Here is a 12,901-nt window from a genome sequence, read left to right on the forward strand (position 1 = left end):
TGGTGGGTTGTGCAGGATTCGAACCTGCGACCAATTGATTAAAAGTCAACTGCTCTACCAACTGAGCTAACAACCCAACGCCAATAATATTGCCCGTTTCTGCTTGGCAACGGCGGCATAGTTTACTGAAATAGTGCGCGTATGCAACTGAAAATTGAAAAAAACTGTGCGACTGCTTAATTCACGAACACATGTTGCCCAGTTGTTACTGATTTAAGCGTTGTTTTGCCAAATTAGCTTCGGTACTTTCCGGGTATTCTTCAATCACTTGCTGGTAATAAGCTTTTGCATCTGCCGATTTATCTTGCTCACTGGCGATAGCACCAAGCTTTAATAAACAATCACCACGTTTATTACTGTCTGGGTAATCATTAACGACAGTTTCAAACTGTTGCTTTGCCTGATCGTATTGACGTTTGGCAAAAAACAGCTGACCTAACCAGTAGTGAGCATTAGGAGAGTAAGTCGAGTTTGGAAAGTTCTTCAGAAAAGACTCAAATGCGGGTATAGCTTCATCATAACGCTTATCCTCAAGGACTAAAGCTATCGCCTTGTCATAAGCATCATTCTCGCTAAGGTTTGGAGAATAGCTGCTATTGTCTGTTTGTGTCGGTACCTGCTCAAGGCTATTGTAATCGTTGCCGGCAGTTTCACTCTGGTTATTGCTCGACTTCAAATTACTGAAGCGACGATCAATTTCCTGATACAGCTCGCGCTGGCGTTGCAACAATTGCTCCAGACGGTACTCGTGCTCTTCCGTTATGCCCCTTAATTCAGCAACATCTTGCTGCAAAGAACCTAACTGATTAAGCATTTCAAGCTGAGCACTGGAACGGGCTTCGAGCATGCGCTCGATTTGTTCCAGTCGTTGCTCAACACCGCCTGAAGACGACAGTCCAGAAACAGGTGCCTGGGCCATAACAGCCCCAGGCACACACAAACATACAGCTAACAGCGTTTTTCTCATTACTATCCGTTACTTTTAAATTAGTAAACTAAAACAGCGCGACGGTTTTTCGCGTATGCGCGTTCGTTTGAACCATTTACCATTGGTTTTTCTTCGCCATATGAAACAGTCGAGGTTTGAGAATCCTGAACACCCAAGTTGTGCAAGTAGCTCTCAACTGCTTTAGCACGTCTCTCACCTAACGCGATGTTATACTCAGGCGTGCCGCGCTCGTCGGTATGACCTTCAATAACCACTTTCACAGACGGGTTTTTGACTAGGTAATCAGCGTGCGCCGACAACAGGTCGGTGTACTCTGACTGAACGTTAGATTTGTCAAAAGCGAAGTAAACGATGTGTTCTTTACGTAACGCTTCCATTTTTTGCTGACGTTCTTCTTCCATTCTTTGTGCGCGGTCTGCTGCACCAACTTCAACACCAGAGTCTTGCTCAGCTTGTTGATTGGTTTCCTGACCTGCGCCCATACCTGAATCAGTTTCCTGGTTTGAGCTACAAGCGGCCAGAGTTGCCATTGGTACAACGATTGCCAGAGCTTTTAAAAGTTTATTAAGCTGCATCCTTTTCGTCCTTATCGTTTTTATCGAACAATTCAACCATTCAGGCTTTTGTTTTACATAAATGGCGACCAAGCCGGTGACTTAATTTCACCATCGGTAGCCGGTAATCGTGCTTTAAAACGCCCATCGATAGAAACCAAAGCCAGTACTTGTTTATTATTATGCGTTGTACTGTAAATAACCATACTGCCATTTGGTGCCACACTTGGTGACTCATCTAAAGACGTTTTCGTTAAAACTTGCATGTTTCCACGCGGAAACTCTTGCTTAGCGATATGATAGTTACCACGTGTCCGGTTCACTAAAATCATATCTTCGCCGGACGGCACTAAGGTACCACCTAAATTCTGCTCACCATCAAAGGTTAACCGACGAACCTGACCTGATGATAAATTTACGCTATATAGTTGCGGTCTGCCACCTCTTTCTGAGGTAAACACTAAAGATTCACCATCTGGCGTCCAGTTAGGCTCTGTATCAATCGTACGATTACGAGTAACACGTTGCAAGTCCTTAGTTTTAATATCAAACACATAAAGCTCAGGATTTCCATCCTTAGATAAAACCATAGCTAACTTTTTGCCATCTGGCGAGAAAACAGGGTTACCGTTTATCCCGGGGAACGACGTCAGCTTCTCGCGGCGGGTGGTATAAATATCCTGCATGAATATTTCTGCTGTTTTATTCTCGAAACTAACGTAAGCCAGTTTATTACCATCAGGAGACCAGGCCGGAGACATCAACGGCTCGGGTGAACGTAGCAGTATTTTCTCGTTCGCACCGTCATAATCTGCAACCGCCAGTTTGTATGGATAGCGATCATCGTGGTTTACCGTGACATAAGCGATTTTTGTCATGAAAGCACCACGTTCGCCCGTTAACGCTTCGTAAGCAACATCTGAAATTCGATGTGCATAAGAGCGAAATTGATCACCATCAATAACGCTGGAGCGAGAATCAAGAACATGATCGTTACTCTGCACCAACTCGCCATTGCGTAACATCTGCGAATTACCGCCGGTAATTTGTCCCCGGAGTACATCAATAACTTCAAACTTAACCATGTAACGGTCAACTGAATACGGTTCTATTGAACCGACTAAAATAGCTTCTACGCCCATCTTAGCCCAAGCTGAGTAATCTATCTCGTCATCGGCAGCCGGGCGTTGTGGCATTGCACTTACAGGAATCGGATTAAATTTACCACTACGCATAAGGTCCGCAGCAATAACATCGGTAAGCTCGTTTGGTGCCTTTCCTTCACCTTTCCACTGAAAAGGCACAACCGCAATCGGCCGCGCCGTATCAATACCTTCCGTGATGACGATTTCCAGTACCCCTGCACGCACAAAAGCGGTTAGCGCAACAAAGAGTAAAATGCTTCTAATTAATATATTTTTCATCGGTCACCTTGTTACAACTGCGGTTTTACAGTCAATTTAATTGTACTCATTTGTTCATAAATTTCCGGATCTTCAGAAACCGGCAGTGTTGTAGCTTTTAATACGGCATTTTGTGCAGAACGACAAACGTTCGCATCACCACTACCCGTATCAACTGACTTAACGAATCCGCTAGGAGCTACTCTTATGGTTAACTCACATGACTTACCCTGCATTGAGTCATCAACATTCCAGTTTCGCTGAATAGTCTGCTGAATGAGCGCCTGATACTTTTCAACTTCACTCAGTACTTGCTGACGACGAGCAGCTTGTCGACGCGCCCGCTCTTCTTCCATTTCTTTTTGCAACTGAGCCTCACGTTCAGCCGCTTCACGCTGTTCTTGTTCACGTTTACGCTGCTCCTCGAGACGCTTACGACGTTCTTCTTCAGCCCGACGTTCAGCTTCTTCTGCTTCGCGTTTACGCCGCTCGGCTTCTTTCGCCGCAGCCTCAGCTTTGGCACGCTCCTGCGCCAGGCGTTCAGCTTCTTTCCTTTCTCGCTCTGCCTGTTTCCGTGCTTCCGCAGCTTCTTGTTTTTCTAGTTCCTGTTGACGCTCTATTTCTTTTTTACGTTGTTCTTCTCTTTCGCGTGCTTTACGCGCTTCCTCAGCACGCCGCTCAAGTCTCTCAATACGGCGTTGTTCAGCCGCCTCTTGCTCCGCTTTTTGCTGGCGAATTTTATCTGCCTGTTGTTGAACTTTGGATTTATCAACGGTGACTGCGCTAACAATCTCTTCTGACATATCCAGCTCGCTTTGATCTAAATTGACTTCCATCGCCTCCGGCGTCGAGGGAGTAAACTCAAAGCTAAATAACAACACACCCGCGATTGTAGCGTGTATAACAATCGAATATATCAGCGGTAAGGTTAAGCTATCTGATTTTGCCACAACTAATTATCCGACGAATCTGTCATTAAACCGACTGACGGCACACCCGCTCTTTGCAGTAACACCATCAGTTGCACAATTTGATTATAAGATACGGCACCATCACCATTGACCATAACCGGAGTATCAGGTTCAACCTGCAAATGAGCGGCAACCAAAGTTGCAAGTTCATCTGCCTGCATCGGCGTATCCTGGGAGTCACCCTGATTTAAATAATAGCGACCTTCAGCATCAACCGACGCCACTAAAGGCGGTTTACTCTCTTCAGAGAGAGGTTCGGCGGTTGCTTTCGGTAAATCAACTTTAACGCCCTGAGTAATCAAAGGGGCTGTTACCATAAAGATGATCAGCAGAACCAGCATCACGTCGATGTAAGGTACTACGTTAATTTCCGCAACCGGCTTACGACGCTTGCGCGGCATTACCATCATACCGTTTCGCCCTCTACTTTACTTTTGCCTGCCTGAGCCGAAGACTGCCGCTGTAAAATTGAGATGAATTCATCAATAAAGTTCATGTACTGATTATCAACTTTTTCCACACTAGTGGTAAATCGGTTGTAAGCAATAACGGCCGGTATCGCGGCAAAAAGACCCATCGCAGTTGCAATCAAAGCTTCGGCGATACCCGGTGCAACCATGGCCAGCGTAGCCTGTTGCACGGCACCTAAAGCGATAAAGGCGTTCATGATTCCCCATACCGTTCCAAACAAACCAATATAGGGGCTTATAGAACCAATAGTTGCCAGAATACCTAAGTTATTATCCAGCTTTTCGGTTTCTCGGGCGTGAGCTACGCGCATGGCACGAAACGCACCTTCAAGCATTGTCTGCGTATTTGTTGTTGAGTGGTTACGCAGCCGAGCGTACTCTTTAAAGCCCGCGTGAAACAGTAACTCCATTCCTCGTGCATTTTTAGCACGAGCCGAGATTTCCTGATAAAGGCGTGCAAGATCGACACCTGACCAGAATCTATCTTCAAACTTTAGCGCGTCATTTCGAGCCTGCTTCAACACTTTCTTGCGCTGAAAAATTAACACCCAGCCCCATACCGACATCGCCAGTAACATAACCATCACCAGCTTGACTAATAAACTGGCTTGCATGAATAAATCAATAAACGATAGTTCTGCTTCCACGCTTTAAACCCCTGACTGAATACGCGATATTATCGGTTCCGGAATAGCAACAGCTTTCATCGCCTGATTATCAATACAGGCTGCTAAAACAGTTGCCTGACAATGCACGCTGCCATCCTTCGCCAAAACTTGTTGTTCGAAAACCAAAGAGGCTTTCTTAATCTTTGTTACTTTAACAGTGACCATTAGTTCAGCATTAAACTTAGCCGCCTGCCGTAAATCCAGTTCTACCTTGCGAACCACAAAGGCTATATTGTGAGCTAACCAGGTATCCTGTTCAATCCCTAATGATCGTAACCACTCTGTTCGAGCTCTTTCAATGAACTTGAGATAATTAGCATAATAAACGATACCACCTGCATCCGTGTCTTCGTAGTAAACCCGGATAGGCCATTCAAATTCATAATGAGACATTACCACCTCAAGTAAAGTTCCGAAAAGTTACCTTTGTGTAATATTTTGTAAAGAAGCCCCTAAAACCATAACTGGTTACTTTGTCAGCAGACTTTTTTTTATAACAGAATGAAAAGAACAAAATATCAACACCATGATTTTTAAGATATTTTCTTTTTTGTTACAAATATGTTGCGCTTTTTTTGAACAGATAATGCAACTTCCGGATTAGTTATTGTAATGCGAACATCTAATTTTTCTTGTTTGATCAGAATCAGATTAACTTTATAATACTCAGCATATCAAAGACGAAGAGATTGGTTGTCACTTTTTCTGAGATTGTTTATTCAGTAATAGTTCCCTGGATTTAACTTCCTTCTTGTTGTTCTGTTTGCCCGCACATTGTGCGGGCTTTTTTTTACCTATTTTTCCGGCTTTAACCCAAAGTGCTGATAAGCTCTGGGAGTCGCTATACGTCCACGCGGCGTGCGTTGCAAAAAGCCCTGCTGAATCAAATAAGGTTCCAGAACATCCTCAATGGTATCTTTTTCTTCACCTATCGCTGCCGCAAGGTTATCTAACCCCACAGGCCCACCCATAAACTTTTCCATAATGGCTAATAACAGCTTCCGGTCCATATAATCAAAGCCAGCCTGATCAACGTCCACCATGGTCAAAGCGGCATTGGCTGTCACTTCATCAACGTCGCCATTACCTCTGACTTCGGCATAATCGCGTACCCGACGCAATAAGCGGTTGGCTATACGCGGCGTACCTCTTGAGCGGCGCGCTATTTCACGGGCACCACCGTCGAGCATACGGACATTCATGAAGTGAGCCGAACGCCCAACAATATCGGTTAATTCATTAACATCATAAAACTCAAGGCGCTGCACAATACCAAAGCGGTCGCGTAGCGGTGACGTCAGCGCGCCAGCACGAGTGGTAGCACCAATGAGGGTAAAGGGTGGTAAATCTAATTTAATCGAACGGGCTGCAGGACCTTCGCCTATCATAATGTCGAGCTGGTAATCTTCCATAGCCGGATACAGAATTTCTTCGACAACCGGGCTCAAACGGTGAATTTCATCAATAAATAAGACGTCGTGTGCTTCGAGGTTGGTCAACAACGCCGCTAAGTCACCGGCTTTTTCCAGAACCGGACCCGAAGTTGTTTTAATACTCACATCCAGCTCATTCGCCACAATGTTCGCCAGCGTCGTTTTACCCAACCCCGGAGGACCAAAAATTAAGAGATGATCCAGGGCTTCCTGACGTTTGCGCGCGGCCTCAATGAAAATTCCCATCTGTTCAACGACATGCTTCTGCCCCGTATAATCCGCCAGAGTTTTAGGCCGTATGGCACGATCAACAGCCTCATCTTCACCCTGTACCTCGGGTTCAATGAGCCGCTGAGTTGGTATTTGATCGGCTTCTATCATGGGGCTTCCTTACGACAGCTGCTTTAGCGCCAGTCGAATCAAGGTCTCACTGTTATGTTCTGCAGAGTACACTTTTTGCAGGGCTTTTTCAGCTTGATTTTCTTTATAGCCAAGTGACTGCAAGGCGCTAATGGCATCAGTTCTTGCATCGGCCGGATGTTCTCCTGCATCCATACCCTGGCTATCCAGCGGTGCGCGATCAGTAAATGGCGTAGACGGCTGCCAGTCTTTGAGTCGGTCACGCATTTCAATAACCAGACGTTCGGCGGTCTTTTTGCCTACACCTGGCAATTTCACCAAACGAGTAACATCGTTTTGGTTCACAGCCATGACAAACTCATCTGCTGACATGCCGGATAAAATAGCCAAAGCCAGTTTCGGGCCAACTCCCTGAGTTTTCAGTAGTAACCGGAACAGCGAACGTTCTGAAGCAGAAATAAAACCATACAATAGCTGTGCATCTTCGCGCACCACAAAATGTGTGATTAATTTTATGGTTTCGCCCACCGGCGGCAATTGATAGAAGCAGGTCATTGGCAACTGAATTTCATAACCAATGCCCTGTACATCTAATACCACTTCCGGTGGTTGCTTGCTGGTAAGTACGCCCTGAATATGACCTATCACTTTTTTACTCCGTTAACGCAAACGCCCGCGCACAGTTTTACGCGCGGCGCCTGCCATTTTAATCAGGTTTTGTGAACTGTGAGCATGACATAAGGCAACGGCAAGTGCATCTGCGGCATCTTCCTGAGGGCAACGCTGCAGATTCAGTAAGGCCATAACCATATGCTGAACCTGAGACTTCTCTGCACCACCGTTACCCACCACAGACTGTTTAATTTGTCGCGCTGAATACTCCGCTACCGGAAGCTCTGCACGTGCGGCAGCTACTATCGCCGCCCCTCGCGCCTGCCCAAGCTTTAAGGCGGAATCCGGGTTCTTTGCCATGAACACTTGCTCTATTGCGAATTCGTTCGGCTTAAACTGAGTAATGAGTTCACTGACGCTGTCATGAATGCGACGCAGCTTTTCCGCCAGGGTTAAAGGCTCTTTAGTGGTACCAATAACCTTTATACAACCACTACCAAGGTAATTCAGCTGCCGTCCGCGCTGCTCTATAACGCCGTAGCCGGTCAGTCTCGAACCCGGGTCGATACCCAGAATAATCGCCACTTAGTCGTCCAGTCGCGCAATGATCTCATCAGAGATATCGGCATTGTGATAAACGTTTTGCACGTCGTCTAAGTCTTCCAGCGCATCCAACAGTTTTAAAAAGGTTCGTGCGGATTCCTCATCCAAATCAACGCGAGTGTCAGGAACCTGAGTCACTTCAGCGTTGCTGGCTTCCAATCCTTTTGCATCCAGAGCATCTTTAACTGCACCGAAGTTCTCCGGTGATGTAATGACATCGATACTCCCTTCTTCATAAGCAAGGATATCTTCCGCGCCAGCTTCCAGCGCCGGTTCCATAACCTGTTCTTCGGTCACACCGTCAGAATAGCTAATAACGCCCTTCTTATTAAATAAGTAGGCAACAGAGCCGTCGGTACCTAAGTTACCGCCTAACTTACTGAACGCGTGGCGAACATCTGACACCGTCCGATTTCGGTTATCGGTCATGCATTCCAGCAGGACAGCCACACCGTTGGGGCCATAACCTTCATAAGTCAACTCATCAACGTTATCGCCTTCGAGATCACCCGAACCGCGTTTGACCGCAGTATCTATGGTGTCGCGCTTCATATTATTGGATAAGGCTTTATCGATAGCCGCACGTAAACGCGGGTTGGTTTCAGGGTCTCCGCCACCTTCGCGGGCAGAGACCGTTATTTCACGAATTAACTTGGTAAAAATTTTGCCGCGCTTAGCGTCCTGCGCGGCTTTCCGGTGCTTAATATTAGACCATTTGGAATGACCAGCCATATGTCACCTCTGTTGATTACTTGTCTTCCTTCACAATACTTTTTACGCCCAGCTCTTGCAATGCTGCCGGGTTCGCTGCGCCAGGCGCATCGGTCAGAACACAAGCTGCGGTGGTTGTTTTCGGGAAGGCGATAACGTCACGAATAGAGCTTGCGCCAACCATTAACATCACCAGGCGGTCTAAACCAAAAGCTAAACCTGCATGTGGTGGCGTGCCGTACTTCAATGCTTCCAGCAGGAAGCCAAATTTTTCCTGCGCTTCGTCTTTTTCAATACCTAACACTTCAAACACCGCTTGCTGCATTGCGTTTTCGTGGATACGAACCGAACCACCACCTAACTCAACACCATTCAACACCATATCGTAGGCGTTTGAAATAGCGGCTGCCGGGTTAGCTTTTAGCTCCTCGGGAGTCACATTGACCGGTGCGGTGAACGGGTGGTGTAACGCGGCCAGACTGCCGTCGTCTGCGACTTCGAACATTGGGAAGTCTACAACCCATAGCGGTTTCCACTCGTTACTGACCAGTTCAAAGTCTTTACCTAACTTCAGGCGTAAAGCACCCAAAGCTTCAGCAACAACGTTCGCTTTATCGGCACCAAAGAACAGGACATCGCCAGTTTGCGCTTTAGTGCGCTCTAATAATGGCTCAATCACTTCGTCCGGCAGGAACTTAAGAACAGGTGACTGCAAGCCTTCCCGGCCTGCACTGCGGTCGTTTACTTTAATCCAGGCCAAACCTTTCGCGCCATAAATGCCGACAAATTGTGTGTATTCGTCAATCATCTTGCGTGAAACGTTTTCAGCCTGCCCTGGTAAACGAATTGCTGCAACGCGGCCTTCTTCGTCATTCGCCGGGCCAGAAAAGACTTTAAACTCAACGTCTTTTAAAACATCAGCAACATCAACCAGCTCTAATGGGTTACGCAGGTCGGGTTTGTCACTACCAAAACGGCGCATGGCTTCGTGCCAGGTCATGCTCGGGAATTCACCTAAGTCCACATCAAGTAGTTGCTTGAAGAGGTCACGAGCCATTTGCTCGGTAATTTCCATGACCTGCTCAGCGCTCATAAACGAGGTTTCGATATCTATCTGAGTGAATTCAGGTTGGCGGTCAGCGCGTAAATCTTCGTCGCGGAAGCATTTAACAATTTGATAGTAGCGATCAAAACCCGACATCATCAGCAGCTGTTTAAACAACTGAGGGCTTTGTGGCAGCGCGAAAAAGCGTCCTTTATGAGTACGGCTTGGCACCAGGTAGTCGCGCGCGCCTTCCGGCGTTGCTCGCGTTAACATTGGCGTTTCTATATCTAAGAAGCCGTTGTCATCAAAAAAGCGACGTACTGCGCTGGTTACTTTCGCCCGGAACTGCAGTTTTTCGTTCATTTGTGGACGACGCAAATCAAGGTAGCGGTAACGCAAGCGCGCTTCTTCACTCACCTGCTGATTAAAGTCGATAGGAAGCGGCTCAGAGCGGCTTAGAATTTCTAAGTCGGTAGCCAGCAGTTCAACTTCGCCGGTTGCCATGTTTTTGTTTACCTGACTTTCCGGCCGACGGTTAACTTTACCGCTTAAGCACACGCAGAATTCCTGACGCAGGCTGTTTGCTGTCTCAAATAACGCTTTTTGGTCCGGGTCAAAAACAACCTGCAACAGCCCTTCACGGTCGCGCAAATCGATGAAAATTAAGCCGCCTAAGTCCCGGCGTTTATTTACCCAACCACATAACGTGACTTCTTGTCCCGCTAATTCAGCATTTATTTGTCCACAGTAATGAGTTCGCATGCGCGTTTATCCTGCTAGCTGTTGCAATGAATGTTTTTACGAAGCGCAACATTATAGCGGACTGACGACGAATGTCATCCGTCGTCGCCAGCCAGACGCACATCATTTTTACCCGCGACTTTTGCCCGGTACATAGCTTTGTCCGCAGAGCGAAGCAAATCGTCAGTGTTGGTACCGTTCTTAGGGTAAATAGCAACGCCAATGGATACACTAATTTCCAACTGCTGCTTTTTCACTTTATAAGGCTTGGCCAACTGCACAACCAATTTACGAGACACTGCCAGTGATGAACCGACACTGTTCGCTGTTGGCAGCAGGATAACGAATTCATCACCACCATGACGGCATACCGTGTCTGAACGCCTTAATAAAGTGCCCATTCGGTGTGCAGCCTGAACTAAGAGCTCATCGCCATAACTGTGCCCAAACTCGTCATTTATTTTCTTAAATCCATCGAGGTCTAGAAAAAGTACAGCAAAGGGTTTTCCCGTTCTTTCATTCTGACTGATGGTTTGCTCCAGACGATCCTGCATTAAGTTTCGGTTCGGCAATCCAGTCAATTCATCGTGCGTTGCAATATGCCGAATACGTCTTTCCGCTGCTTTACGTAATTTAATTTCCCGGCGTAATCGACTGTTCCAGATAGCAAAGCCAACAATAATTAATAACACGACAGAGCCGACTTTCATGGCAATATCAAGTAACTCTTTATTGCTCCAGCCCTGCTCTAACTGAAAACCGTACCATTTACTCTTTAATTCATTACGTTCACTTTCAGTAACGCTGTCAATGCCATGATTTAAAGCCATGACTATAGGTTGCCAGTCATCTCTCACCGCCAGATAAAGCTCTTCGCCTTGTGCATCATCAATAACAGAAAGCTCCGCTCCTGGCAGCGGCCGTTCCTGCAATTCATGAACCAACAACGGCAGGCTATCAACATAATAATCAACCGCATTATTACGCAACAAATTCACACCTTCACGGATGCCGTCCACTTCAACGGTTTGAACGCTGCGAAGCTGCGCCAGCTGCGGCACAATATTGTAACCTTCGACCACACCAATTTTGCTATCGGTTAACTGCTCCAAATGCAGACTGCCGCTGCTCAGTTGAGTGGTATTCATGGAAGCTACAGCCCAGGGCGTCGACCAGTAACTTTGGGTAAAATCCATAAACTGATTTCGTTCAACGGAGTAAGAAACGCTGGTCAGTACATCAATCTCTTTGTTTTTTATCGCCTCAAGGCAGTCACGCCAATGGCCGCAGGGCTTCCAAACTATTTTTGCCGAAATGTCCTGGGTAAACTTTTTAATTAAATCAACATCGAGCCCTATAGCTTTACCGTCTTTTATTGATACCAAAGGCTCCATCTGATCGGGCACACCTATACGCACCTCTTCATAGGCTTGGGTCCAGTTATCAGATTGGCCTGCATGACTATTAAAGACGGTTGTAGTAAAAGTGACAAAAATAGCACTTACTACACCTAAAGCTCGTTTCAATGTTTTACCCTCCACATCAATAGCGCGGATTTTAGTCGAATATTGCCTGTGCGTCAGTAGCATTTATCGGTAAAATGCCTATTAATCTGAATTCTTTATCGAATAAAAGTAGCTTCTATGACGCAACATGACACGATATTTTCAAAGCCTTTGCCCAGCATCTCTGACTTCTGTTTTGACCAACAGGTTGTCGAAGTATTTCCTGACATGATTAACCGCTCGGTTCCGGGCTACTCCAGTATCTTACAGACCTTGCCACAAATTGTTAGCCGCTATGTTCAGCCTAATAGTCACTTGTACGATCTAGGTTGTTCATTGGGCGCAGCGACCCTTGCTATACGTAAAGGGTGCGAGCAGACAGAAAACTGCAAAATTATTGGAATAGACAACTCTCAACCTATGATAGAGCGTGCGCAACTGCACCTGGATGGCTTTAAAAGCCAAATTCCGGTTGAACTTCACTGTCAGGATCTAGCCGAAACCGAAATTAAAAATGCGTCAGTGGTCGTACTAAACTTTACTTTGCAATTTATTAGCCAGGATAAAAGAGACGAGGTTATACAAAATATTTTTAATGGTATGAATAAAGGCGGCGCGCTATTAGTCGCGGAAAAAGTACGCCATCCGGATGAATCTATGAATGATCTGCTCATTGAACTGCACCATAATTTTAAACGAGCCAATGGTTACAGTGAACTTGAGATTAGCCAAAAACGAGCAGCAATCGAAAACGTGATGAAAGTTGATACATTGCAGGCTCATCAACAGCGTTTTCAAAAAGCAGGTTTTCAACACAGCTCGGTCTGGTTCCAGTGCTTTAACTTCGCCGCCATGCTGGCCGTTAAATAAGGGATA

The 12,901-nt window shown here is 46.2% G+C and carries 14 protein-coding genes and 1 tRNA gene; 1 reads left to right on the forward strand and 14 read right to left on the reverse strand.

Annotation, left to right across the window (positions count from 1 at the left end; translation table 11 throughout):
- From ACP7H9_RS10975 to ACP7H9_RS11040, 14 genes are all read right to left on the reverse strand, one after another.
- Nucleotides 1–76 (reverse strand) — tRNA-Lys (locus ACP7H9_RS10975).
- 129 nt (nucleotides 77–205) lie between these two features.
- Nucleotides 206–919, reverse strand: coding sequence for a tol-pal system protein YbgF (ybgF, locus tag ACP7H9_RS10980; RefSeq protein WP_227016310.1), 714 nt, complete (start codon nucleotides 917–919; stop codon nucleotides 206–208).
- Between the two features lie 68 nt (nucleotides 920–987).
- Complete coding sequence (gene pal, locus ACP7H9_RS10985; RefSeq protein ID WP_110012729.1) at nucleotides 988–1,524, reverse strand: peptidoglycan-associated lipoprotein Pal; 537 nt, start codon at nucleotides 1,522–1,524, stop codon at nucleotides 988–990.
- Between the two features lie 53 nt (nucleotides 1,525–1,577).
- Nucleotides 1,578–2,927 carry a Tol-Pal system beta propeller repeat protein TolB gene (tolB, locus tag ACP7H9_RS10990; RefSeq protein WP_011234331.1) on the reverse strand — a complete coding sequence of 450 codons (1,350 nt, stop codon included), beginning with the start codon at nucleotides 2,925–2,927 and terminating at the stop codon, nucleotides 1,578–1,580.
- A gap of 11 nt (nucleotides 2,928–2,938) precedes the next feature.
- Nucleotides 2,939–3,856, reverse strand: a complete 918-nt coding sequence (gene tolA / locus ACP7H9_RS10995; protein WP_227016311.1) for a cell envelope integrity protein TolA — start codon at nucleotides 3,854–3,856, stop codon at nucleotides 2,939–2,941.
- Between the two features lie 2 nt (nucleotides 3,857–3,858).
- Nucleotides 3,859–4,287 carry a protein TolR gene (tolR, locus tag ACP7H9_RS11000; RefSeq protein WP_011234333.1) on the reverse strand — a complete coding sequence of 143 codons (429 nt, stop codon included), beginning with the start codon at nucleotides 4,285–4,287 and terminating at the stop codon, nucleotides 3,859–3,861.
- Nucleotides 4,284–4,994 carry a protein TolQ gene (tolQ, locus tag ACP7H9_RS11005; protein ID WP_011234334.1) on the reverse strand — a complete coding sequence of 237 codons (711 nt, stop codon included), beginning with the start codon at nucleotides 4,992–4,994 and terminating at the stop codon, nucleotides 4,284–4,286. Before tolQ ends, tolR begins: the two co-directional genes overlap by 4 nt.
- 3 nt (nucleotides 4,995–4,997) lie before the next feature.
- Nucleotides 4,998–5,408, reverse strand: coding sequence for a tol-pal system-associated acyl-CoA thioesterase (ybgC, locus tag ACP7H9_RS11010; RefSeq protein ID WP_110012730.1), 411 nt, complete (start codon nucleotides 5,406–5,408; stop codon nucleotides 4,998–5,000).
- 401 nt (nucleotides 5,409–5,809) lie between these two features.
- Nucleotides 5,810–6,829: a Holliday junction branch migration DNA helicase RuvB gene (gene ruvB, locus ACP7H9_RS11015; protein ID WP_011234336.1), complete on the reverse strand. Its 1,020-nt coding sequence runs from the start codon at nucleotides 6,827–6,829 to the stop codon at nucleotides 5,810–5,812.
- A gap of 9 nt (nucleotides 6,830–6,838) precedes the next feature.
- Nucleotides 6,839–7,456: a Holliday junction branch migration protein RuvA gene (gene ruvA, locus ACP7H9_RS11020; RefSeq protein WP_110012731.1), complete on the reverse strand. Its 618-nt coding sequence runs from the start codon at nucleotides 7,454–7,456 to the stop codon at nucleotides 6,839–6,841.
- Between the two features lie 12 nt (nucleotides 7,457–7,468).
- The gene (gene ruvC / locus ACP7H9_RS11025; protein WP_110012732.1) at nucleotides 7,469–8,005 is read right to left on the reverse strand and encodes a crossover junction endodeoxyribonuclease RuvC; all 537 of its coding nucleotides are present in this window, start codon (nucleotides 8,003–8,005) and stop codon (nucleotides 7,469–7,471) included.
- A complete protein-coding gene (locus ACP7H9_RS11030; RefSeq protein ID WP_153848934.1) occupies nucleotides 8,006–8,755 on the reverse strand; it encodes a YebC/PmpR family DNA-binding transcriptional regulator in 750 nt (249 codons plus the stop codon).
- A gap of 16 nt (nucleotides 8,756–8,771) precedes the next feature.
- Entirely contained in the window at nucleotides 8,772–10,541 is a 1,770-nt protein-coding gene (gene aspS, locus ACP7H9_RS11035; RefSeq protein WP_110012734.1) for an aspartate--tRNA ligase, read from the reverse strand.
- Between the two features lie 74 nt (nucleotides 10,542–10,615).
- A complete protein-coding gene (locus ACP7H9_RS11040; RefSeq protein ID WP_243734823.1) occupies nucleotides 10,616–12,109 on the reverse strand; it encodes a diguanylate cyclase domain-containing protein in 1,494 nt (497 codons plus the stop codon).
- Nucleotides 12,110–12,163: 54 nt separating this feature from the next.
- Here ACP7H9_RS11040 and cmoA point away from each other — a divergent pair, with 54 nt between their 5' ends.
- A complete protein-coding gene (gene cmoA / locus ACP7H9_RS11045; protein WP_011234342.1) occupies nucleotides 12,164–12,895 on the forward strand; it encodes a carboxy-S-adenosyl-L-methionine synthase CmoA in 732 nt (243 codons plus the stop codon).
- The last annotated feature ends 6 nt before the right edge of the window (nucleotides 12,896–12,901 follow it).

The organism is Idiomarina sp. ST20R2A10 (assembly GCF_051842345.1).
Lineage (GTDB): Bacteria > Pseudomonadota > Gammaproteobacteria > Enterobacterales > Alteromonadaceae > Idiomarina > Idiomarina loihiensis.